Origin of the sequence: Clostridium sp. KNHs205, assembly GCF_000702945.1 — a bacterium.
Classification (GTDB): domain Bacteria; phylum Bacillota; class Clostridia; order Lachnospirales; family Lachnospiraceae; genus Anaerocolumna.
Genome location: NZ_JNLE01000005.1, coordinates 1512769 through 1536970, shown reverse-complemented (window position 1 = coordinate 1536970; position 24202 = coordinate 1512769). Strand labels below are relative to the sequence as shown.

At 37.8% G+C, this 24202-nt stretch carries 16 protein-coding genes and 2 other annotated features; of the genes, 15 read left to right on the top strand and 1 reads right to left on the bottom strand.

Annotation, left to right across the window (positions count from 1 at the left end):
* Window positions 1–235: 235 nt before the first annotated feature.
* The 6 genes from BR73_RS28020 to BR73_RS0126005 all read left to right on the top strand — a co-directional run bounded on the left by BR73_RS28020 (window position 236) and on the right by BR73_RS0126005 (window position 7629).
* On the top strand, window positions 236–1990 hold the full coding sequence (locus BR73_RS28020; RefSeq protein WP_051685598.1) for a helix-turn-helix domain-containing protein: 1755 nt from the start codon (window positions 236–238) through the stop codon (window positions 1988–1990).
* Window positions 1991–2343: 353 nt separating this feature from the next.
* Window positions 2344–2614: a binding site (T-box leader), on the top strand.
* A 307-nt stretch (window positions 2615–2921) separates the two neighbouring features.
* Window positions 2922–4406: a lysine--tRNA ligase gene (lysS, locus tag BR73_RS0126020; protein WP_033168652.1), complete on the top strand. Its 1485-nt coding sequence runs from the start codon at window positions 2922–2924 to the stop codon at window positions 4404–4406.
* Window positions 4407–4811: 405 nt separating this feature from the next.
* Window positions 4812–4961, top strand: a complete 150-nt coding sequence (locus BR73_RS28990; protein ID WP_156034957.1) for a hypothetical protein — start codon at window positions 4812–4814, stop codon at window positions 4959–4961.
* Window positions 4962–5067: 106 nt separating this feature from the next.
* Window positions 5068–5865, top strand: a complete 798-nt coding sequence (locus BR73_RS0126015; RefSeq protein WP_033168651.1) for a class I SAM-dependent methyltransferase — start codon at window positions 5068–5070, stop codon at window positions 5863–5865.
* A 4-nt stretch (window positions 5866–5869) separates the two neighbouring features.
* Window positions 5870–6418, top strand: a complete 549-nt coding sequence (locus BR73_RS0126010; protein ID WP_051685597.1) for a GNAT family N-acetyltransferase — start codon at window positions 5870–5872, stop codon at window positions 6416–6418.
* 143 nt (window positions 6419–6561) lie between these two features.
* Entirely contained in the window at window positions 6562–7629 is a 1068-nt protein-coding gene (locus BR73_RS0126005) for a PocR ligand-binding domain-containing protein (protein ID WP_051685596.1), read from the top strand.
* 307 nt (window positions 7630–7936) lie between these two features.
* Here BR73_RS0126005 and BR73_RS0126000 read toward each other — a convergent pair whose 3' ends face one another.
* On the bottom strand, window positions 7937–8668 hold the full coding sequence (locus BR73_RS0126000) for an SDR family NAD(P)-dependent oxidoreductase (RefSeq protein WP_033168650.1): 732 nt from the start codon (window positions 8666–8668) through the stop codon (window positions 7937–7939).
* Between the two features lie 393 nt (window positions 8669–9061).
* Between BR73_RS0126000 and BR73_RS28015 the strand changes: the two genes are divergently transcribed.
* The 9 genes from BR73_RS28015 to ftsX all read left to right on the top strand — a co-directional run bounded on the left by BR73_RS28015 (window position 9062) and on the right by ftsX (window position 24182).
* Window positions 9062–9997, top strand: a complete 936-nt coding sequence (locus BR73_RS28015) for a DUF3795 domain-containing protein (protein ID WP_051685595.1) — start codon at window positions 9062–9064, stop codon at window positions 9995–9997.
* A gap of 57 nt (window positions 9998–10054) precedes the next feature.
* Window positions 10055–10305 (top strand) — a binding site (T-box leader).
* A gap of 403 nt (window positions 10306–10708) precedes the next feature.
* Window positions 10709–12079, top strand: coding sequence for a glycine--tRNA ligase (locus BR73_RS0125985; RefSeq protein WP_033168649.1), 1371 nt, complete (start codon window positions 10709–10711; stop codon window positions 12077–12079).
* Between the two features lie 838 nt (window positions 12080–12917).
* A complete protein-coding gene (locus tag BR73_RS0125980; protein WP_033168648.1) occupies window positions 12918–14168 on the top strand; it encodes an S-layer homology domain-containing protein in 1251 nt (416 codons plus the stop codon).
* A 14-nt stretch (window positions 14169–14182) separates the two neighbouring features.
* Complete coding sequence (locus BR73_RS0125975) at window positions 14183–17425, top strand: DUF5704 domain-containing protein (protein ID WP_051685594.1); 3243 nt, start codon at window positions 14183–14185, stop codon at window positions 17423–17425.
* A 253-nt stretch (window positions 17426–17678) separates the two neighbouring features.
* Window positions 17679–18554 (top strand): YitT family protein, encoded by an 876-nt coding sequence (locus BR73_RS0125970; RefSeq protein ID WP_033168647.1) that lies wholly within the window; start codon window positions 17679–17681, stop codon window positions 18552–18554.
* A gap of 197 nt (window positions 18555–18751) precedes the next feature.
* Window positions 18752–19864 (top strand): sn-glycerol-3-phosphate ABC transporter ATP-binding protein UgpC, encoded by a 1113-nt coding sequence (gene ugpC, locus BR73_RS0125965; protein WP_033168646.1) that lies wholly within the window; start codon window positions 18752–18754, stop codon window positions 19862–19864.
* 1024 nt (window positions 19865–20888) lie between these two features.
* Complete coding sequence (locus BR73_RS0125960) at window positions 20889–21977, top strand: helix-turn-helix domain-containing protein (RefSeq protein ID WP_033168645.1); 1089 nt, start codon at window positions 20889–20891, stop codon at window positions 21975–21977.
* A gap of 614 nt (window positions 21978–22591) precedes the next feature.
* Complete coding sequence (gene ftsE / locus BR73_RS0125955; protein ID WP_033168985.1) at window positions 22592–23278, top strand: cell division ATP-binding protein FtsE; 687 nt, start codon at window positions 22592–22594, stop codon at window positions 23276–23278.
* On the top strand, window positions 23268–24182 hold the full coding sequence (gene ftsX, locus BR73_RS0125950) for a permease-like cell division protein FtsX (protein WP_033168644.1): 915 nt from the start codon (window positions 23268–23270) through the stop codon (window positions 24180–24182). Before ftsE ends, ftsX begins: the two co-directional genes overlap by 11 nt.
* The last annotated feature ends 20 nt before the right edge of the window (window positions 24183–24202 follow it).

Here is a 24202-nt window from a genome sequence, read left to right as displayed (position 1 = left end):
GCTGATTATCAACCGGTGGTTTAGAAATAATTGCAAAACTTAATCCTGAATAGATGGAAAAAGGCTCCATTAACTATTATAGTATAAATACAGCGCTGTAGCATTACATTACAAACGAATCTTTCCTAAGACCAGAGGATGGATATGATCCTTATGGAGAGTAGATTGTAAAAATAAAATATAACTGTTAGTGAGTATTTTAAACATGTGTTAACGCACACAGATAGGAGCTACTATGATAGATAATGAAAAAGTCGGAAGCAGGATTGCGGTATTAAGAAAAGCAAAGAATCTGACAGGTGAACGTTTTGCAGAGCTGCTTCACGTAACGCCCCAGGCAGTAAGTAAATGGGAGAACGGTAAAAGTCTTCCGGAAACGTATCTTTTACCTGGTATAGCAGGTGTTCTTGGGACCTCCATAGATTCCCTGTTATTACCCCAGGAACTGGTTGTTTTGGAAGCCGTGTTTACGGACGGAGAAACTCAGGTGGATGTTACAAGGATACTTAACAGCAATATTAACGGAAATGCCCTGTACATCAGTGCAAATGCAAAGACCATGGGTTTTATAAAGGAGAGTGAGCGGCTTAAAATACTGGCAGTAACTTACCGAACACCGGATGGAATCTTTCACGACTATGTTACAGAAGATGGTTTTCTGTCCCTGAACCTTAAGGAAGGCAGGTACAAAAAGGAGGACAACAGACAGATTATCGGTGCATTTTATGGCAATCGGGAGGATTACAGGGACTGCATGGTAAAGATAAAACACTATGATTATTTTGCCTGGAAGGAAATACCTGTAGGTCATGAGAGTTTCCCGAGTTCTACAAAGACAGAGAAACAGGAATATCTGACGCTGATCTACAGTAACGGGGACGGGATTCGTGTCGTCAGCTGCAGAGAAGGTGAAGCGCTGTGTTACTCAAAAGACGGGAAGGATTTATACAGAAAAGATACGTCCTGTGCGGAGCTGGCCGGTATTGCTCCTCTGGAATGGGAAAAGGGCATGGACTGTACCTGGGCAGGGGCGCTGACCAGAGCTTTTCAATATCTGGGAGAGACCTGTACCTACGAACAGCTGATGGGACTTTCCGGTGCCTGCTACCGTATTGCCTTTACAGAGGTCTGGGATTACAGCGCCGTGGATGCGCTGGTGGCCTATGATTACTCCACCCCACTCTTTAAAGCGGCAGGCTATGAACAAATCTGGGCTGAACGTCTTAGAAAAGAAGAAAGGACAGCAGAGAGGCATAGAATTGTTGCCGACATTAATGAAGGAAAACCTGTTATTGCCATTAATCTAAGGATTGCACCGGAATGGGGTGTTATAACCGGTTATAGAGATAATGGCAAGACGCTCCTTTGCAGAACTTATTTTGACGGAGAGCTGTTAAAAGAAAAAGGGATGGATTATTTGGAGGCGGATTTCTGGCCTTTTCTGATAACACATATCGGAGAAAGAAGAGATAAACCTTCGGATTATGAAAGCTTGCTTGCCTCACTGGAGTTACTGATAAAGTCTTTCCGGGCATCTGTGCAGAACGGTTATTACCAGGGACAGGAAGCATATGAGAGATGGATTGAGGGTCTGTTAAAAGAAGAATTATGGGATGGCCATAGCAGGTACGAGGATATTGACAGAAGAATCGGTGTCAATGATACCACCCTCTTAAATCTTATTGATGCCAGAAGAAGCGCAGGGGTTTATTTAAAGGAAGCTGCAGCCTTTGCTCCTGAAGAGTATCAAAAGTCAATTAGCCTGTTAAGTACAAATTATAATGAAATTGCAGAAAGCCTTAAGAATTTCAGAGAACAGTCAAAGAAGACAGCTACGGAAAAGGTACATTATAATGAAATTGATACGGGACGTAATTTCAGTAGAGACTTTCGCAAAAAGCAGGCAGAGCTGTTAAAGCAGGTACTGGATATAGAAAGAGAAATAGTAGCTGCTGCAGAGAAAGTGCTTAAGGAATTAAGAGCTGAATAATGATAATCGCTTACTTAAAACCTGGCTTCTATTGAACGAATCCAAATATTAATAAGTTAGTATCAATTTTACAGCTATCACTAAACTCGCTAAAAGCAGTAAAAGTCGGTTATTAAATGAAAAAAGCCGGTTATTAAATGAAAAAAGCCGGTTATTAAATGAAAAAAGCCGGTTATTAAACGAAAAAAGTCGGTTATTAAACGAAAAAAGCCGGTTATTAAATGAAATGAAAGTCAGTTATTAAATAAAAAAAGTCAGTCGTTAAAAGTATAAAAGCTAGTAAATTAAAAGCATCAAAAGTCAGAATGTTGACAGACTTAAAAATATATGCTATCATAACAAAAATTTATAAATCAAAGGCAGTGAAGAGAAGAGTACACTATAATGGATGCCACAGAGAGCCTCAGTTTGCTGAGAAGAGGCGCAAAAGGTATGGTGGAAAAAAAGCCTCGGAGCCGCGTACCGAAAGAGACATTCTCCTGAGGCTACGATGGGAGCGCCCATTACAGCGCCAGAGTATCGACCGATGACTAATAAGCCGGAGGTCCGTACTTGAAGAGGTTCCTTTTGTGAAAAGGGAATGAAACAGGGTGGTAACACGAAGCATAAGCTCTCGTCCTTGAATAAAATCAGGGAGGAGGGTTTTTTTTATTATAAGAATTATTGTCCTGGTGACATGAACATAAAAGAATAAACGAACAGACAATAAACGAATATACAATAAGCGAAAAGGCAGTAAACGAACAGATAGTTAATACAAAGGCGGTAAACGAAAAGATAGCAAATGCAAAGACAACAAATGCAAAGGCGGTAAATGAAAAAATAGCAAATGCAAAGACAATAAAATGCAAAGACATTAAGTGTAAAGACAATGAACAAAAATTTATTCTTAACAATTAAGAAGTGGTAGATGCATAGTAAAGGAGAACATATGTTAACAGAACAGGAAATTATAAGAAGAGAAAAGTTAAGCCAGATAAGGGAGACGGTAAACCCCTCCCCGGAGAGATTTCCACTTTCCCATTCCTTAAAGGAGGCAGGAAATCTAAAGGATGGTACCGCAGCAGTTAGTATAGCTGGCAGACTGCTGTCCATTAGACGTATGGGAAAGCTTACCTTTGGAGTATTAGGAGATATTGAAGGAAGAGTTCAGATTGCTCTTAAGAAGGATGTATTGGGAGAAGAGGTCTATCAATTTGTAAAGAAGCAGCTGGATCTTGGAGATTTTGTTGGAGTAACCGGTGAGATATTTACTACCCAGGCCGGTGAGAAGACAGTAAGGGCAGAGCAGTTCACTTTTTTGGGGAAGGCGCTTAAGCCGCTGCCGGAAAAGTTTCATGGATTAAATGACAAGGACAGCTGTTACCGCAAGAGATATCTGGACCTTATCATGAACCAGAAAACCAGGGACAGATTCCTCTTAAAGAGCAGCTTTGTTAAGGCGGTCAGAAGATTTCTGGAAGATGAGGCTTATATTGAGATTGAAACGCCGGTACTTATTAACAAACCTTCTGGCGCCCTTGCAAAGCCATTTGTTTCTCATCATAATGCCTTGGATATGGAGGTGTATCTTCGTATTGCACCGGAAACTTATCTAAAGAGAGCTGTAGTTGGCGGGTTTAATAAAGTATTTGAATTTGCAAGATGTTTTCGTAATGAAGGAATTGACCCAACACATCTGCAGGATTTTACCATGCTGGAATGCTATCTGGCATATGCCAACTACAAGGACAATATGAAGTTTACCCAAAGGCTCCTGGCACAGGCTGTCTATGAAGTATTTGGCAGTAAAACAATAGAAGTAAATGGGCGGACACTCAGCTTTGAGGGAGAGTGGCCGGTAGTGACCTTTAAGGAGCTGATAGAGAGGGACTGTGGTATTGATATCGATAATTTTCAAAGTGCAGAAGAATTACTTAAGGAAATTATGAGACAGAATATCAAGCTGGAAACCTCAGGGGAGCTTCAAAACCTTGGAAGGGGAAATCTCATAGACCAGCTGTATAAGAAGGTCAGCAGACCCAGGCTTACAGGCCCGGTATTTCTGGTGGAACACCCCATTGACCTTTCTCCGCTGGCTAGAGCAAAGGATGATAATGCAGAAATTACCGACCGGTTTCAGCTTATTGTCAACGGTGCAGAGGTAATTAACGGCTATTCCGAACTGGTAGACCCAATTGAGCAGTACAATCGTTTACAGCAGCAGGCAGCTTCCCATGGTAAAGGGGATGAAGAGGCCATGGTCATGGACAAAGATTATATTACTGCCATGGAGTACGGTATGCCGCCTATTTCCGGCTGGGGTATGGGTGTTGACCGTATCCTTCAGGTATTAACAGGGGAAGAGAATCTGAAGGATCTGATACTGTTTCCGCTTATGAGGCCGGTAGAGGAAGAGGGAGAACCGGTAGAGTAAGTGAGAGAACCAGTAGAGTAAGTGAGAGAACTGGTAGAGTAAGTAAGAGAACCGGTAGAGTAAGTGAGAGAACCGGTAGAGGAAGTGAGAGAACTGGTAGAGTAAGTGAGCGAACCTGTAGAGAAAGTCGGAGAGTTAACTGAAAAGTTCTAAGATTATATCATAAATTAGGTGAAAAGAATTGACATTTTCAGTAAAATGATTATAATGACAAAAAAAGTATTTATATAAGTTGAGGTTTTAATCTAAATCTTCGACATAAGAATATGGATTAAATGGCTTTTGTTTACTTAGAAGTTAAATACCAAACTTATTTTATGACCGTCTGGTAAAGGAACTGTCATTGACAGATGACATATATGCGGGATTACAGATAAAGCTGTAATTGGAAGAAAGAAGGACATTATGGCACAAGCAAGCATGAAAATAACAAAAGTTGTGTATTTTATGAGCTGGGGTTACTCTGTTAACGCCGGTTATACTAACGTGCCATCCCCTCGTATATCTAATAATACAGATACCGGACCAGGTCATAAGGAACTTTTTATATTCTGAAACAGACCAAAAGTATATTATCTAACCGGTGTTTGTATAAGCAGACACCGGTTTTTTGTTTGCAGAATACATTGGTCCGGAGTTAATTTTGAAAGGAGAGTACATAATGGAAGCAGTCAATTATTTGGAACAGTACTACAGCGGTTATGATGAGGAAGGGAGGCTATTGCGTAAATTCGGGCAGGTGGAATATCTAACCACAATGACCTACATTCACAAATATCTTCCAGAGAAAGACCAGGCAGAATACCGTATTCTGGAGGTTGGAGCAGGCACCGGAAGGTATTCAATAGCACTTGCCAGGGAAGGATACCTGATAGATTCTGTTGAGTTAATAGAACATAATCTGAATATCCTGAAGTCCAAAATAAAAGAGGAATATAAGATTACTGCAATACAAGGCAATGTCTTGGATTTATCTGTATATCCAAGTGAAACCTTTGATATGACTTTGGTCCTTGGGCCAATGTACCACCTATATAAGGAAGAAGAGAAGAAACAGGCTTTAAGAGAGGCTGTCCGGGTTACGAAAACAGGCGGTTATATTTTGGCAGCATACTGTATGAATGATGCTACGGTGCTGCAGTATTGTTTTGAACAGAACAAATTAAGAGAATGTCTGGAGAAGAACATGCTGACAGAAGATTTTCATTGTATATCCACACCCAAGGATCTTTTTGAACTGGTAAGGACAGAGGATATAAAGGAGCTGACCAAAGGTATGGGAGTGGAAAGGGTTAACTTAATAGCCACAGACGGTGCTACCAACTATATGAGAGAAGTAATTGAAGAAATGGATGATGAATTATTTGATTACTATATTAGATACCATTTAACCATATGTGAGAGGCAGGATTTGATTGGTGCAACTAATCACAGCCTGGACATTCTGAGAAAGGAGTGAGTTTATGCTAACACCGGTATTGGAAACAGAAAGACTTCTTCTTCACCCTTTAAAAGAATCGGATGCAGAAGAAATCTTTACGAACTGGGCAAGTGATCCCGAAGTTGCAAAATATATGAGCTGGAGCACCCATTCTGATATAGAGGTAACAAGGGAATGGCTTCAAAGTATTCAAGCAAACATAGCAGCAGAGGATAAATATGACTGGGGATTTGTAAGAAAATCTGACAATAAACTTATTGGAAGCGGAGGAATATATTTTAAGGAAGAGAGAGGTATGTTCACAGTTGGTTATAACCTGATGAGAGACTGCTGGAATCAGGGATATACAACAGAAGCAGTGGCAAAGATACTGGAGTTCGCTGTTAAGGATTTGGAGCAGACAAGATTATTTGCCTATCACGCCAAGGAGAACCCCAATTCCGGAAAAGTTATGGAAAAGTTAGGTTTTCACTATACAAAGGATAGGGCATATGACAGTATGGACGGTAAAAGACATTTTGAAGCAAAGGAATATCTGTATGAAAGGACATCAAAACAAGTCTTATTATAGTGTAAATTGTCGTAAAATAGTTGAATGATAATGAATTATTTGGTATAATATACCTAAATATGGCGGATGGAGCATATTGGTTCAGTCTTAAATTGTTATTCAATAAAATTGCAGGGATTTTCCCAAAGCGGATAGGAGCAATTATGACAGATGATGCGGCAAGAAGTAAAGACAGAAGAGGGAATTATCAGGAGCTGGACAATATTTCATTAACAGAGATTATTAGTGTGGAGTTTTTGCAGAAGTTTCAGGATGCATTTTCTAAGGCTATGGGAGTAGCAGGATTGACCACCGATGATAATGGGGTACCGGTTACTCAGCCATCAAATTTTACTGACTTTTGTATGAAGCTGTCCAGGCAGACCAAGGAAGGCGCAAGAAGATGCAGAGAAAGTGATGCTTTCGGTGGTAAGGAAAGTGCCAGAACGGGTAAACCGGCAGTATACTATTGTGGCAGCGGCCTTATGGATTTTGGAGCACCCATTATCATAAACGGAAAGCAGATTGGCTCTGTTCTGGGAGGGCAGGTCTTGCCGGAGGCACCGCAGAAGGAGAAATACATTAAGATAGCAGAAGAAATCGGGGTAGATCCTGATGAGTACGTGAAGGCCCTTGACAATGTAAAGATTGTCTCAGAGGAACAGCTAAGAGCGGCTGCAGATTTGTTATTTATTGTTACCAGTGAGATTTCCCAAATGGGCTATCAGCGTCTTATACTGAAAGGAATCGTAGAAAAGCTCTATGACAGTGTAACGCAGATGATGTCCACCGTGGAGGAATTAACGGCTACAGCCACTAATGTAACAGAATACCAGTCTCAGTTAAACAATGAGATAAAGAATGTAAGTACGGTATCTGAAAAAATAGAGAAGCTCTCTGAGAATGTGAAAGGTCTTGCTAACCAGACAAAAATGCTGGGTCTCAATGCCTCCATAGAAGCGGCCAGGGCAGGAGAAGCCGGACGTGGTTTTGCAGTGGTTGCAAAAGAGATCAACCGTATGTCCGATGATTCCAGAAAAGCAGTTGATGGCATACAGCAATTTACTTCACAGATTAACAATTCCGTAGCCCAGACTAGTGATATGAGCAGCTCCACCTTGGAAATAACCAGGCAGCAGGAAGAGGCTATGAAGACAATCGTTGAATTTGTAGACGAGATAGTCGGTATGGCAGAAACATTGAATAACCTTTCGAATTATCAGCATTCCTGAGTATGAATTTCTAGAAGGGAGTTTATTTGCGGTATAGTAAAGATAGTATTTTTTATAATTTTTGATTATAGAATAAGAAGTATTACATAAAAAAGACTTTGTGATGAGGGTAAACCGACCCCACAAAGTTAGATTTTTCAGGTCTAACTTTGTGGGGCGCTTAAGGGATATCCTCTTGCACAAAGTTTTTTTATTTATCAAGATGAACGAAAGATTAGCAGTTAACCTGATGCATAATTGGCTGGATGATATTGCTATAGAACTTATCGGTATTAATGTTTTGGTAGAAATATTAACCAGTTCTGCATTAGATCCAAGCACCATCCAAAGCTATGACCTGTCCGTTTAAATAATCGTTCCCGTTAGATAATTGCCACACAAGTTCAGCTACTTCCTCTGTTCGCCCCATGCGGCCTGCGGGAATTTCTTCTTCCAGGGATTCTTTATCGGTAACGGATAAGAAGGAATTCATTGAAGTATCAATAGCACCGCAGGCAATAGCGTTTACCTGAATATTACTGGGGGCAAGTTCTTTTGCAAGTGCTTTTGTAAAAGCATTCATTCCGCCTTTAGAAGCAGAGTAGGCTACTTCACAGGAGGCACCGCTAATACCCCAGACGGAGGATATATTGATAATCTTACCCTGTTTGGCTCGTATCATATCAGGAACCGCCTGATTACAGCAGTTATAAACGGAAGTAAGATTGGAGGAGAGAATGGAATTCCAGGTATCAATATCCGTATCGGTAAATAACCCTACGTGGGAAATACCGGCATTATTAACCAGTATATGCACTGGGCCAAAGGTTTTCCTGATTAGACCAAAGAGTTCTGTAACAGCAGCGTAACTGCCCATATCACCCAGATAAGCCAAACAAGGTGAGCCAAGACTCTCTACCTCTGCTTTGGTCCGCATCAGTTCATTCTTATGGCTTCTGCCAGTTATGGCTATACGAAAACCTTCTCTGGCATAACGCAAAGCAATAGCTTTTCCAATACCTCTGGAAGCACCGGTTATCAGTATGGTTTTGGATTTCATAGGACCTCCCGAAATTAACTTTATTGCTATAGATTATATCGGAAAAGGACAAGGATTGCAAACTTATTGAAACTCTGAATAGCTACTGCTGCAAATTCCTGAGCCTTTTAACAACATGTAAGAAGAGTTTAAAATGTGAGAAGAGCCTAATATATGAGAAGAGGTTAAAATGCGAAAGGGCTTAAAATGTGAGAAGGGCCTAGAATGTGAGAAGGGCCTAAAATGTAAGAAGAGCATAAGATATGAGAAGAGCTAAAATGTGAGAAAAGCTTAAAATTTGAAAAAGCCTAATATGTGAAGTGACATATAAAATATCTATTAATAATTTTTAAATAGCGACAGATAGTTGTCGTTATTCATATGTTATCTTCTTTAAAAAAGGAGGTAAGATAAATGAGTTATTATGAAAATAAAGGACTGGCTATGTGTGGTTTAGCCTGTGTATTATGCAGTAGCGAGGAATGTCCGGGATGTAAAGCGAAGGGGTGTGCTGATAAGGGACATTTCAATAAGAGTGCCTGTGCCATTTATGCTTGTGCAGCAAAAAAAGAGTTGGAGGGATGCTATCAGTGCAGTGAGTATCCTTGCAAGGAAGGAATTTTCCAGAATGTTCGGGTGAGAGCCTTTAATCAATATGCCGCTCAATTCGGGGAAAGGGCACTGCTGGAACGCTTACGAGAGAATTACAGTAATGGAATTTTCTATCATGACCCGCAGGGAGGAAAAGGAGATTATGACTGTCTTGATTCCGAGGATGAGATTATGGAGCTTCTGCAGTTTGGAAGATGTAACCCTTATGAAAAATGTCCTGTATATGAAACAGAGCATTTTAAGCTTAGGCTTGTTATCAAAGAAGATGCAGAGGACTTACAGATATGTTACAGAGATTCTACGGTCTCAAAATTAATAAATAGAGATGGCTGTCCGCCAGAGGAGTTTGACTTTGCAGACAGAATGGAGCAGGTGATAGAAGGATGGCTTAATCAGGATTACGCTAATAGATATTTTATACGTTTTGCTGTCATAGATAAACCAACAGGGAAGGTCATAGGTACCATTGAAACTTATGACAGGAAATATCAGAAGAAAAACCGAAATATTGGAGTTCTAAGAATGGATATTTTATCGGGTTTTGAGAAAGAAGTTTATTTAAGGGAGCTGCTTGAGATATCCAGCCACATATTTTTTAAGATTTATCATAGTGAAATTGTGTTGCATAAAGTAGAACCAGAGGCAATTGAGCGTATAGCAGCTTCGGGTAAAAGTGGATTTACACCGATAGAGATAGAAGGCAGAGAGCATTACTGGATGCGGAAAAGAGAGGTATAAAAATGTGTATTTTTCTCTTGCCTCCGGGAGTGAGCTGTGTTACAATACATCCAATACGAAAAGGCTATGACAGGGAATAGTAACTGCTGCTTTGATAACAGAGAGAAGATGGTTGGTGCGAATCTTCATGAAAAAGTGCAGGGAAGGCGCCCTTAAGCTGTGGATTGAACGGGGTAACCCTAGTAGAGGCCAACGGAACTTCCACCGTTACCAGGGAAAGCGGTATAAAGTGTATGCTCGTACCGTAATAGAGTGCAGGTTATCCTGAAATTAGGTGGTACCACGGACATATAATGTTCGCCCTAAGCAATTATTGATTGCTTAGGGCTTTTTTTTATGCAATAGGGAATGGAGATAAAAACTGGGGAGGCATGCCCCGCTTAAGTAAGATTGTCACAAGCGTAGCAGCAGGTCAGTGACAGAGCCTGTCAATCCAGATTCTCTGTCTGCTATAGAAAATACTTCCTATTACAGGGAGTATTCCGGGCTGTAGAAATGCAGTGAAAAATAATTCTGACCCTCTAATCCAGGTAGAGAATCCTACGAAAGGGCACTATGCTCTTCTTAAAAAATTATATTATGTATTTAAGTGGTAATTGCTGTTTTTTATTATCAGATAACTGCCAGTAAAAGCTTATATTCATAAGGGTTACTTAACACCCATAGCTTGTGGCTCGTATTAAATTCCAATAAGAATAAGGAGGTTTTATTATGAAGAAATTTACAATGGAGGATTTATCAGCATATTGCAGCCAGTACGGATTTATTTTCCAGGGAAGTGAAATATACGGAGGGCTTGCCAATACCTGGGATTATGGTCCCCTTGGAACGCGACTGAAGAACAATATCAAGGAGGCCTGGAGATATTATTTTATACAGGCAAGAGATAACAGTTACGAACTGGATTCAGATATTCTGATGAATCCCACAGTATGGGAAGCCAGCGGACATCTGGCAGGCTTTTCAGACCCCTTATTAGACTGTACGAGCTGTAATGCAAGACATCGGGCCGATAACCTGATAAATGATTATACAGATGAAATAAATGCAGATACCATGACCCAGGAGGAAATGCTTCATTATATACAGAAGAAGATACCCTGTCCGAAATGCGGCAAATCGGATTATACGGATATAAGACAGTTTAACCTGATGTTTGCCACACAGAGGGGAGTTACGGCAGAGACTTCCGCAACAATATATCTGAGACCGGAAAATGCCCAGGGAGAGTATGTGAATTTCCTGAATGTAATGAGGACCATGCGAACCAAACTGCCCTTTGGAATTGGTCAGATTGGAAAAGCCTTTCGAAATGAAATTACTCCCGGAAATTTCACTTTTCGTACCATAGAATTTGAGCAGATGGAATACCAGACCTTTTGTAAAAAAGGAGAAGACGAGGCGTTATATGAGTATTTCAAAAACTATGGTATTGAGTTCTTTCAATTCTTGGGAATAGACAGAGAACATTTAAGGTATCATGACCATGAAAAACTTGCCCACTATGCAAAGTCTGCCTGTGATATCGAATATCTCTTTCCTTTTGGCTGGGGAGAGATTAACGGAACCCATAACCGTACGGATTTTGACCTGACAAGGCATCAGGAGTATTCCGGAAAAAGCCTTGAATACTATGAGGAAGAGACCAAGGAAAAGTTCATTCCTTATATAATAGAATCCACCTGTGGTCTGGATAGAGTCGTACTTGCGGTATTGCTGGAAGCTCTTGCAGAGGAAGAATTGGATAAAGGAGACACCAGACTGGTACTTCGTATTCCACCAGCTTTGGCGCCGGTTAAAATAAATATCCTGCCTTTGATCAAAAAACGCCATGGTGAGAAAGCTACAGAGATATACAATGCTTTGAAGAAGAGATATATGGTAACCTATGACGATGCCGGAAATATCGGAAAACGATACCGCAGGGGTGATGCTATCGGTACACCTTATGCAATCACAATAGATGATGAGACTCTTGACTCAGGAATTGTAACCATCAGAGACAGAGATACCATGACTCAGGTAAAAATACCCTATGCAGAGTTAAAGGATTATTTTGATGGAGAATTTGATTTTGAATAGCAGGTGATTTGGATGGATTCTTAAAATATTTATATTTGTCCGCTGTGTTATTTTAATAAGAACATATCGTTTTATTATACAGCTTTTTTGCGATATGTTCTTATTAGTTGAGTATGTGTCCAGTGGTGATGGGATACAAAATATTATGAAATTTGCTCTATAACGGTAGAGGTAGTATGTACCGGTAGTAGAGTAGAGTATGAAATTGAAAATATAATGAAGTATGAAATGAAGTATGAAATTTATAGAAAGGATGAAGTGTGAAGTATAAATTATATAGAAGGAATGCTTGCTTAAAGTGGAAATATATGTTATAGTACTGTAAGAGTTTTTTATTCTTGCTGTCTGGAAATTAATTATTCCCTACTTACCAGGAATAAATAAAAGATAGATGCTGGGAATCAATAATTATCATTATATCTAATTAGTCTAATTGAGTAATAAACGTCTAATATTAATATTTTTCTTGAGTTACACTATGTTTAGTCTGTTTAACAAATTCCATTCAATAATCAAGATTATCAGAAACATTCAGCTAACTAACTAAAATTTGTGAAAGTATCTCAAAATTAACCGATTATGAATATAGTCATTTCATAGTTGGTGTGGTAAAATTAGTAAAAAAATAAAGAATTTCAGAAAAAATAGGAGAATCCTAGACAGAATATCTGATAAATTTGAAAACTAACCAAATGATGCAAATTTGAAATAAATTTTCGTAATGAATGCTTTTGTTGGTGGTTATTCTTTGTTCGGATAAGGATTTCTGTATTGGAACTATTCTGTATAAGAAATTAAATATTTTTTACAAAAGAAAGATGATGGAGGGAATATTATAATGACTAAGAAAATACTTAAAAACAGAGGAATATGCCTATTACTAGTTTTAACTATTATATTTTCGTGTATTTTAATACCAGCGCAGACTTCAGCGGCAGCAAGTAATAAAATTAAAATTTATAATTTTATTAAGCTGCTGGTACCTGCTGTAGGACTTGAAGTAGATACTACAGCTAAAAGTCCTTATTTGAAAGCTGCATTAGCTGCCGGAATTGTTAAAGAAGGGGATTTCAAAGATTATAAAGCAGATCTAACAAGAGTGGATGCAGCAGTACTTCTTAATCGTGCCGATGAATATTTAAATGGTGATAAAGTTGATGCTGAGTTACTTGAAATTATTCTAGCCAAAAGAATTTCTGATATTAAGAAAATACCTGCAGGGAAAAGAGAAGCTGTTGCAAAGGTTTATGCAAAAGGTCTTATTGTTGGAAAAAGCAATGGAATGTACATACAGAACAGAGCATTTGATGGCTATGATTATTTGACTACTGCAGATGCAAAAAAAGTTGTAGCTTTGCTGAAGAATACGAAAGGCAGGGCAAAACTTAGTCCTGATGGGCAGTTGATAAGGACAACAAATCTTCCGAAGAATGCAAAAAGTTATCCTTACATATTAGAAGCTTATCCAAATTCTTTTTATGAAATGAAGTTTATGTACCAAAGGGCTACATATTCATGGGAACCAGTAGAGGGAAAGGACTATGCATCTGCAGCATATATTGCAAGAGAGAAAGAAAATGAAGCTTCAGACCCCACAAGTATTTATCAATTCGCTGATACCTGGGTAAAGAAAGTTGAAGATAATCTAAAATATCGTTTAAACATAGATTATCGTACTGTCAATAATACATGGGTAAACAACTTAAGGAAAACATATTTTGTTTATAGTAATGCATCATCTAATAAAAAGACAACTGATGATATAAAAACATATGTGAGTTCTGTTAAGAAAAATAAAGTAGTCATAAAAAGTTCGGTGATTTCTGTTGAGCCATCTTCTTTATACTTTGACCAGAGTTATAGAATAAGAGTATATGTAAAATTTAAAGTATCTTTTCCTGGTGAAAAAAAAGCCCAAGAAGATTTATTCTTTTCAAGAAAACATGTGAATTTTCAGGGATTAATTAGAGATAAATGGTTTGAGGGGGTTTATGATATTGAACTTGCAACTGCAAATGGTTCTAGTAATGGAAGTGATTTTGCTATATTTGATGATGCTTTGGACGATTATTTTTACAAAGGAGAATAAGGAAAATATCAGAAATGGAAAGAATTATAAAGGGAATAATATTCATTTTGTTTTGCTTGATGATTATATTGCTGCCTAGCATTATAACTTATGCTGATGACGATGATGATAAACCAGATTTAAGAATGAATATAAAGAATGGTGATATAACATTTACAACAAGAGATACAAAAGCTACTTCCGAAATAAGATGGAAAACCATAGGATTTACGGTTCGTAGAGATAAAACAAAAGGATTTCCACGAAAAGACAAAGAATATGCTATTTTTAAGCTTGAAGATGGACAGAAAAAATCTGTGAATGGTGCTGATGGAAAAGTATATACAACATTTACTTTTAATATTAGCCAAGTAAATGCGGCATTTAGTAAAACGAAATTAGATGAAGTCAAAGAAAATGATACTATATATTTTAATGGTATTTTTCACACCGTGTATGGTGATAAAGAAAATAATTTTGAATACTATAATTTATCCGGAAAACCTTATGGAATTGCAACAGCGGAGACTTGGAATGATACATCTGATTTTGAAGATCGTTTTGATCTTGAACTTGAATTCCATTACGGAACTGACAACAAAGAACCAATTGCAATTGAAAGAAGAATTTATAGTAATGGTACAAGCACGCTGCACGATTCAAAAAGCTATACAGCACAGACTAAAAATACAATCTTCACAACCAATAGCACTAAGATATCGGATCATATAGACGGTACAAAATACTATCTTTACAGACTCTATTATGTTAATCTTCGAGAGCCAAAGAAGAACGTAGGAAATCGAAAAACGGATATCAATCCCTTTTTATCAGCAAGTGAATATGCTTCAGCAATCAGCTATTTAAGGGATAGGGAATATACAGTCAAAGACAAGGGACTTAAGATTGTTGCAATGTACCGTAAATTCAGTGAGAAACTCCCCAGTGAAACAGAGGACAATATGTCAAGGGAGGTTGAAATAATAGATCCAACAGCCGTAATAGCTGCAGATACCAGGGGGAATGAAACTTACGATGTCCTGGACGGAATCCCAGGCACAGAAAGTCTCTATGCCAATGTAAAAACAAGTAAGTATCTTTCCGCTTATAACTTTATCAAAAAATCCGGAACGAAAGTCTATCCGGTAAATGTAACAAAGAATTATACACTTACCTGGACGGAAACGGATACAAAGGGAGAAAAGCATGATAAAAGCTCCATTGTTCCAATAACGAAGACATATTACATCGAGCGTAAATATTCATATTGGTATATTGATGCCTTAGTGGTATACGGCCTTGATAAAGCAATAGTACTTAATGATGCCTTACCAGGTGGTAAAGTAGAAATGACTCCCGCAAGTTATACTTCACCCACAGTGAGTTATACGAATTCTACAGAGGAAAGCGAACACTTAGTTACTCCTCTTAATGATGGAGAAGTGAAAACAGTTAGGTTGCCGGGAGAAACTATCAATGGTGAATCTACAGAACCTTCGATACCTACAGAGGATTGGAAAGATAAAGCGGAAGCAGCCATCGTCAAGATTAAATGTAAAAATGATAAGTTAGTATTTAATGGACAAACAATCATATCAGATGCAATAAAGGAAGAAGAAACAACTAATCCCATTGCCATTCCGGAAGGACAAGAGGAGGTAAGAGATAATGTTTTCTTTAAATCTGGATTAGTTATACCAGGAACATTGGCAAATGAAGAGTACTCAAGCGAGGGAATAGTTAATTACAAACCTATTGTTAATATCGGAAACGAAACGATATTTGAAATTGAAGAACAATATGAAATCAGTGATATAAATCCAGTGGTAGTACATACTCCGGTTGTATGTGATGGAATGGTACAGGATAACCGGAAAGACAACCAGATGATTACACCAGATCCGGTTTATGCATCCCTGGTACTTGATAGACCTTTTTATGTAACACTTCCAACAACGGGAAGTCACAGGGATATAAAAGGATACGGATACCGAGATTATTCAAAATACATAGCAAGCAGGCAAGTTAAATTTGCATTTGATGTATACAAAGGTAGCTCAACAAGCGGGACATACATTCCCCAAAATACCTGGACTAGCGTTACTGAAAACACATTGTTCTATGTACCCATATGGGTTCCTGAAGGAAGATATGAAATCCGGTATAGGAGTACTGCTATTAACGCAGCTGCGAATGATAAGTTGGAAAAAGTTGAAGACGTGGCAAATACACGACTTGATAATTATGCAGCAGAAGATAACTCTATTGTTCAGATATCCGGAAGAATTTACGGATTAAATATCTACGATGTTACAGACTATCCAATTTGGGAAAAAGTATTTCGTTTGTCTAATTCCCTTAAAATGACCGGATTTAAATATACTGTTGGTACAAAAGATCAGAATGGAAACAGTAATGGACAGGATGCTAAGTACACACTAACAATGGTAAACGGCAGCCATCCTGTATATAAGAATCAGGGTATCTTAAAAACCGGGTACATGACACGTTTTTCGCTTACTACAGTTGGTAGTATGGCAGAGAAGGATGATTATGTAAGAATACAGCCTAAGTTCTACTATGTAGATAAGAAGGGTAACAATCGTAAGGAAGTTGATATTTACTACTCTGAAACTTTTGGTGGCAAGCAAAATGTCATGGTTAAGATGGGTGGAAATATTGACCTTGAGAATGATAAGTCCATCAAGACAGGAGATCCTTACCTGGGTATTCCGGAAAGTGAACTTGAAAAGACAGCTTTTTTTGAGGGAGTAACGTTACAAAAAATCAAATCACAGCATAAAAAGGTATATAATTTTATGAATATCATGTTACCTTCCAGCCTTAGGATGTATGTTGGTACCATCACACAGATTCCCTCAGGAGTAACGGCAAAACAAGTCGCAACCAGCGTACAGAAATGGTATGGTGAATATTATCTGCCGGCGGAAGTACATATAGTACCAAAAGGCTTTGATGTAACTCAATATGCTATAAATAATGGAGGGTTGAATTATAAGGAATCCTTTTGGCTAAAAGAAGGCTATATCATCGTGAACTTTGACATTACAACGGTAAAACACGGCACACTAAATCTAAGCTATATTAATGAAAAGAACAGCACTAACGGCTATTGTAACATGTGGAAAAGAGAAGGGTATCAGTATCAGAAGACCAGTTATGGCGGTATAACCTTTAATTTTCAGGATGGTGACTACATCATCTATTATGCTAATAAAAATGTCAACGGAGATTGGACCTCAAGAGGTACTCATTAATCTGTCTTGTCTATCTAAAACTTTTCTGTTATACTATAAAATGGCTCTTAATGGATAAAATATCCATGAGTTAATTTTGTCTTCACAACTCTGATTAAAATCAAAAGTATAAAGAACCGTGAAAGGGCTAAAATTAAATAAGAATATACAGTGATATGATAAAAGTATATCCGGGCCATAACAAATTTTAAAGTTAAATATTAAGTTTAGCTTAATAATAGTTGAAAAATACCTACAGAAAAGGTGATACGATATGGAAATGCATGTTTATAAAAATAAGTTTACCCACTATATACTTATTATAGTAGGAACAATCTTAATGGCAGTGTCTGTGAACCTGGTATATGAACCAATGGAAATGGTAACAGGAGGCTTGTCCGGTCTTGCTATTGTTATAAAGAAGCTGACTGGTTTGGTTATTGAGGACGGAATACCCATCTGGATTACCAACCTGGCGCTGAATGTACCTTTATTTATTGCAGCTATACTGGTTCGTGGTAAGACTTTTGTTAAACATGCTTTTTTAGCGGAGATCAGTTTCACCTTAGCCCTTGCTCTCGTACCTTCTGATATTAATTTTCTGGGACACGACTATCTGCTGGCAGCGGTTTTTGGCGGAGTAATCGGAGGAGTAGGAATTGGTCTTGTATTTGCTGCCAATGCCTCTACCGGTGGTACGGACATGTTAGCTATGATAATTCATAAATTTATTCCTTATCATACAGTTCCAAGAATTCTTATTGTTATAGATGCTATCGTAGTTACTATCGGTATTATAAGCTTTGGTATTACAAAGGCACTTTACGCAATAATTGCTGTATACATCACTGCAAAAATATCTGACAGCATTCTGGAAGGTCTTAAGTTTGCCAAAATGGCCTATATCATTTCTGAGCATTATGAAAAAATTGCTGAGCGCATTATAGCTGACCTGGACAGGGGGGTCACCGGTATTTCTGCTACCGGTATGTACTCAAATAAGGAAAAGAAAATGCTGTTTTGTGTAGTTTCCAAGAAGGAAATTGTTGAATTAAAAGAACTGGTTGCGGAAGTCGACCCCAGAGCTTTCATCATTGTGAGTGATGCCAGAGAGGTTATGGGCGAGGGTTTTAGAGAATATAGACAGTAAAATTAACGGGCAGTCAACAAAATATCGGTAAAAGTACTTATTTTTAAGTTGAATATACAAAGTACACAAAATGGCAAAAATTAATTTGTGGAATTGGGATATGGCTTTCATTGTGCTAATAGTGTATAGTTAGACATATAGTAATAGTACAAGACAGAGCACATGATGGCATTAAAATTTAGGGAGGAAATTATAAAATGGCAAGTTTATCTTTAAAGAACATCAACAAAACATACCCCAACGGTTTTGTAGCTGTTAAAGATTTTAATCTTGAAATCGCTGACAAAGAATTCATCATCTTCGTAGGACCCTCAGGTTGTGGAAAGTCCACAACATTACGTATGATCGCAGGTCTGGAGGAAATCACAGGCGGTGAGTTATGGATTGCCGATAAGTTAGTAAATGATGTAGAACCCAAAGACAGAGATATCGCGATGGTTTTCCAGAACTACGCTTTATATCCTCACATGTCTGTTTATGATAATATGGCATTTGGTCTTAAGTTAAGAAAAACTCCTAAAGACCAGATCGAGAAATTAGTACGTGAAGCAGCTAAGATCCTTGACATTGAGCACTTATTAGACCGTAAGCCTAAGGCTTTATCCGGTGGACAGAGACAGCGTGTTGCCATGGGTCGTGCTATCGTTCGTAATCCTAAAGTATTCCTTATGGATGAGCCTTTATCCAACTTGGATGCTAAGCTAAGAGTACAGATGCGTATTGAGATCTCCAAGTTACATCAGAGACTTCAGACAACTATCATCTACGTTACACATGATCAGACAGAGGCTATGACACTTGGAACAAGAATCGTTGTAATGAAAGACGGTGTTGTTCAGCAGGTTGATTCTCCTCAGAACCTGTACAACATGCCTAACAATTTATTCGTAGCAACCTTTATTGGTTCACCTCAGATGAACGTAATCGAAGCTACTGTAGTAAAAGATGGCAGCACAGTTTCCTTAAAGTTTGGTTCACACTCCATCAAATTACCTGAAGCTAAAGGCAAGAAGGTTCTTGAAGGCGGATATGAGAATAAGACTGTTATCTTAGGAATTCGTCCTGAAGATGTGAAAGATGAAGAAATGTTCATCAGCAGCTCACCTGACAGTGTTGTTAATGCAACTGTAAGAGTATACGAGTTATTAGGTGCTGAAGTTTACCTGTATTTCTCAGTAGATCAGTTCGATGTAACTGCAAGAGTAAATCCTCGTACAACTGCTAGACCTGGCGATACAATCAAGGTAGCATTTGACTTAACTAAGATTCATGTATTTGATAAAGAGACAGAGCAGGTTATTACACACTAATCATTCTATTATCAAGGATGGTAAAGCGGTACATTAATCACTGTTTAAAAGCAAATATAATTTATTATTAATATAAGCAGAGAACTCTTATGGGTTCTCTGTTTTTGCTTTATAAAATCAATTATAGGGGGATCCACAGAAGTTGCTTACTTTTTGCTTTAGCAAATAATACGCATGGCGCATGGCCTAATCATAGACGAAAGTCAATAAATGCATAAAACTAATTTATGGCAGAGGCTGTTATATATCTGAAACCAATGCAAGATTGAGGCAATTATATACCTGTGACTCGCGCAAGATAGGGGTAATTACATATCTGAAACCATCGTAAGATCAAGGCAATTATATAGCTGAAATCAGCACAAGATTGAGGCAATTATATACCTGAAACCAGCGCAAGATCAAGGCAATTATATATCTGAGACCAGCTCAAAATTGAGGCAATTACATACCTGAACCAGTGCGAGACCGAGGCATTTATATATCTGAGCAGCGCAAAATCGAGGCAATAAAATATCTGAAACCAGCGCAAGACCGAGGTAATTATATACCTGAAACCAGCTCGTGACCTAAGCTATACTATGGAAAGACCCAGCTTAGGGCCTAACTTAGTTATTCTTGAATCTAGCGAATGACTTAACCTAGTTTATGTATGGAACCAGTAGCTTATGAATGGATGCTATATATAAAAGAATAAAAGTAGTATCCGCAAAAAACAAGAAGTTCTTATTAATACACATGTACAAGGTTTATACTTAACTTAACTGATAATGCAAATTATTTGTATAGTTATAAAATCTGAAGGTCAGTATTATAAAGTAGCTTTTTAAAATTAAAAGTAAGAATACTAACGCCCAATAAAAGTTTAGTAAATAAACTATATAGAAAACCAGAGGAATTAACAGTATTGTACGAATAATATTATTAAATTTGTGTAAATTTAGTTTACTTTCTACGAAAACAATGCTAAAATAAGGGTTATAAATTTTTGGTTTTAAGTACGAATAAAAAAAGGAGTGACAATATGATATCGAATCAAATTCTGCAGAGCACCATTGAAGGCTTAAAAGGTATTACCAGAATAGATCTCTGTGTAATGGATACAGAAGGAAAAACTCTGGCAACTACTATAAATAATGCAGATGACTATGAAAATGCAGTTCTGAACTTTGTGGAATCCCCTGCCGACAGCCAGGTGCTTCAGGGTTATCAGTTCTTTAAGGTTTTTGATGAGCACCAGTTGGAATATGTAATATTAGCAAAAGGCGACAGTGATGATGTCTATATGGTAGGTAAGATTGCTTCTTTCCAGATACAGAACCTGTTAGTTGCTTATAAGGAGAGATATGATAAGGATAACTTTATTAAGAACCTTCTCCTTGACAATCTCTTGTTAGTAGATATCTACAACAGAGCAAAAAAGCTTCATATCGAGACTGATGTCAGAAGAGTTGTCTTCATAATTGAGACAAAGAACGAGAAGGACATCAATGCTCTTGAAACCGTAAGAGGACTTTTCTCAGGCAAGACCAAGGATTTTATAACTGCAGTTGATGAGAAGAACATTATCCTGGTAAAAGAGTTAAAGCCCAATGAAACTTATGACGATATGAATAAGACGGCTAAGATAATTTTGGACATGCTTAACACAGAAGCAATGACTAAGGTTCATGTAGCCTTTGGTACTATCGTAAATGAGATTAAGGATGTTTCAAGATCTTATAAAGAAGCTAAGATGGCGCTGGACGTTGGAAAGATCTTCTACAGTGACAGAAATGTAATGGCTTACAGTAATTTGGGTATTGGACGACTTATTTACCAGCTTCCCATGCCTTTATGCAAGATGTTCATAAAGGAAATCTTTGACGGAAAATCTCCTGATGAATTTGATGAGGAAACTTTAACTACCATCAACAAATTCTTTGAGAATAATCTGAACGTATCAGAGACTTCCAGACAGTTATATATTCATAGAAATACTCTGGTTTACCGTCTGGATAAGCTTCAGAAGAGCACTAATCTGGATTTAAGGGTTTTTGAAGATGCTATCACCTTCAAGATTGCATTAATGGTTGTTAAATATATGAAGTACATGGAAACACTGGAATACTAGAGAAAAGCTGGAGATATCATAGTGTTTAGTAAGAGGGTAAGGCTTTCTCTTTGAGAGCCCCCCTCTATTCTTTTACACAGGATTCATTTATATTGTTATATATTTAGATATGTTCTTTGACAGTTTTGAGATAAATACTTTATCACTGGTATATAGAATCAGTATTTATGGATTAGAAATTATGGAATACTAATTATAAGTCCATACTTATAATTAGTACTTATGGATTAACACATATGAATAGGTACTTATGAATTAGTACATATGAAATTACTTATAGATTGGTACTTACGGATTGTTACTTAAGAAACGTTACTTATAAATCGTTACATATGGAATTTTGGATTGTTACTTGAGAAACGTTACCTATAAATCGTTACTTACGGATTAATATTTACGGAATGTTGCTTATAAAAATTGTTACTTATAGATTGGTAATAGATAGGTATTTATTGGACAGTACTTATTGGTTCTATATTTATTAATTCAGTATCTATACGTTCGGTATTCATAAGCTATTAATTACAAAAAGGATGAGGAGTTCACCAGGTTTTAGAAAGGTGTTGGGAATGAATAACAATAGAAATAAGAGTTTGGAAGAAGCAGATGCTCCGGTGATAGTTTTTGACAAAGTATCAAAGTCCTATCAAAAGGGGACTCCGGCTATCAATAATATAAGCTTTCAGATTACAAAAGGAGAGTTCGTGTTTATAGTTGGCAGCAGCGGTTCAGGAAAATCAACGCTGATAAAATTGATTTTAAAGGAAATTGAACCCACCAGCGGGAAAATATATGTAAATTTTAAAGATTTGACAAGAATGAGACATAGACAGGTTGCAAAATACAGAAGAGGAATCGGAGTTGTGTTCCAGAATTTCCGATTGTTAAAAGATCGAAACGTTTATGAAAATGTTGCCTTTGCCCAGCGGGTAATCGAGGTGTCCGCAAGTACTATCAGAAGACAGGTTCCCCTTATGCTATCCCTTATGGGGCTCTTAGATAAGCAGAAATCCCTGCCTACAGAGCTTTCCGGCGGTGAACAGCAAAGAGTTGCCTTAGCCAGAGCCCTCGTGAATAATCCGGTCATTTTACTGGCAGACGAACCTACCGGTAACCTGGACCCTAAGAATTCCTGGGAAATTATGCGTTTGCTTGAGGATATTAACAAAAGAGGAACAACCGTAGTTGTAGTAACACATAACAAGGAAATTGTAGACAAAATGCAAAAGAGAGTGATTACTATGAGTAAAGGCATATTAATCAGCGATGAGCAAAGAGGTGGATATTCCCATGCGTATTAGTACGATAATTTACAGCATGAAACAGGGTTTTAAGAATATCCGCAGAAACAGGATGTTCTCAGCAGCTTCCGTGGGAACTATTGGAGCCTGCTTGTTTCTTTTTGGTATCTTTTACTTTGTGGTTGCTAATTTTCAATTTATGGTTAAGACAGCTGAGACCTCTGTAGGTGTAACAGTATTTTTTGACAAAGGCATCAGCCAGGATCAGATAGATACTATAGGGGATGAGATCAGAACAAGAGCAGAAGTGGCTTCGATCACCTTTGTCTCCGCAGAGGAAACCTGGAATAACTATAAAGAAAAATATCTGAATAAAGAATTGGCAGAAAGCTTTGGGGAAGATAATCCTCTCAAGGATTCTGCATCCTATACGGTAAAATTAAATGATGTCTCCATGCAAAAGGACCTGGTATCTTTTATTGAAAGACTGGATGGAGTAAGGCAGGTTAATCATTCGGACACAATCGCAGATACCTTTAAAACCTTTAATGCCTTAGTAGGTTATGTGTCGGGAGCGATTATCATTATACTCTTTGGTGTGGCCATATTCCTCATTAATACAACTGTAACAATGGGTATTGCCGTAAGAAGAGAAGAGATTTCAATTATGAAATTAATCGGAGCAAAGGATTCCTTTATCCGGGCACCGTTTATTGTAGAAGGAATTACAATTGGGTTTTTGGGCTCGGTAATTCCGTTGGTATTTCTATATTTTATGTATAATAGATTGATAGATTACATATCTGGAAAATATAATAATATCTTCAGGACCTTTCAATTTATTGAAGTTAATGGTATATTTAAAACACTGGTTCCCTTAAGCCTTATTTTGGGAGTGGGAATCGGATTCTTTGGCAGCTATCTCACTGTTAGAAAGCAGCTGCGTTTAAAAGAAGGCAAGTAGACATGCAATGAAAAAGGGGA

Bases quoted from the DNA above. Each gene is read 5' to 3' on its own strand.
- ftsX (WP_033168644.1), top strand. From the start codon at position 23,268: ATGCGTATTAGTACGATAATTTACAGCATGAAACAGGGTTTTAAGAAT.
- BR73_RS28990 (WP_156034957.1), top strand. From the start codon at position 4,812: ATGGCACAAGCAAGCATGAAAATAACAAAAGTTGTGTATTTTATGAGC.
- ugpC (WP_033168646.1), top strand. From the start codon at position 18,752: ATGGCAAGTTTATCTTTAAAGAACATCAACAAAACATACCCCAACGGT.
- BR73_RS0125970 (WP_033168647.1), top strand. From the start codon at position 17,679: ATGGAAATGCATGTTTATAAAAATAAGTTTACCCACTATATACTTATT.
- BR73_RS0126000 (WP_033168650.1), bottom strand. From the start codon at position 8,668: ATGAAATCCAAAACCATACTGATAACCGGTGCTTCCAGAGGTATTGGA.
- BR73_RS0125980 (WP_033168648.1), top strand. From the start codon at position 12,918: ATGACTAAGAAAATACTTAAAAACAGAGGAATATGCCTATTACTAGTT.
- BR73_RS28015 (WP_051685595.1), top strand. From the start codon at position 9,062: ATGAGTTATTATGAAAATAAAGGACTGGCTATGTGTGGTTTAGCCTGT.
- BR73_RS0126010 (WP_051685597.1), top strand. From the start codon at position 5,870: ATGCTAACACCGGTATTGGAAACAGAAAGACTTCTTCTTCACCCTTTA.
- BR73_RS0125985 (WP_033168649.1), top strand. From the start codon at position 10,709: ATGAAGAAATTTACAATGGAGGATTTATCAGCATATTGCAGCCAGTAC.
- BR73_RS0126005 (WP_051685596.1), top strand. From the start codon at position 6,562: ATGACAGATGATGCGGCAAGAAGTAAAGACAGAAGAGGGAATTATCAG.
- lysS (WP_033168652.1), top strand. From the start codon at position 2,922: ATGTTAACAGAACAGGAAATTATAAGAAGAGAAAAGTTAAGCCAGATA.
- BR73_RS28020 (WP_051685598.1), top strand. From the start codon at position 236: ATGATAGATAATGAAAAAGTCGGAAGCAGGATTGCGGTATTAAGAAAA.
- BR73_RS0126015 (WP_033168651.1), top strand. From the start codon at position 5,068: ATGGAAGCAGTCAATTATTTGGAACAGTACTACAGCGGTTATGATGAG.
- BR73_RS0125960 (WP_033168645.1), top strand. From the start codon at position 20,889: ATGATATCGAATCAAATTCTGCAGAGCACCATTGAAGGCTTAAAAGGT.
- BR73_RS0125975 (WP_051685594.1), top strand. From the start codon at position 14,183: ATGGAAAGAATTATAAAGGGAATAATATTCATTTTGTTTTGCTTGATG.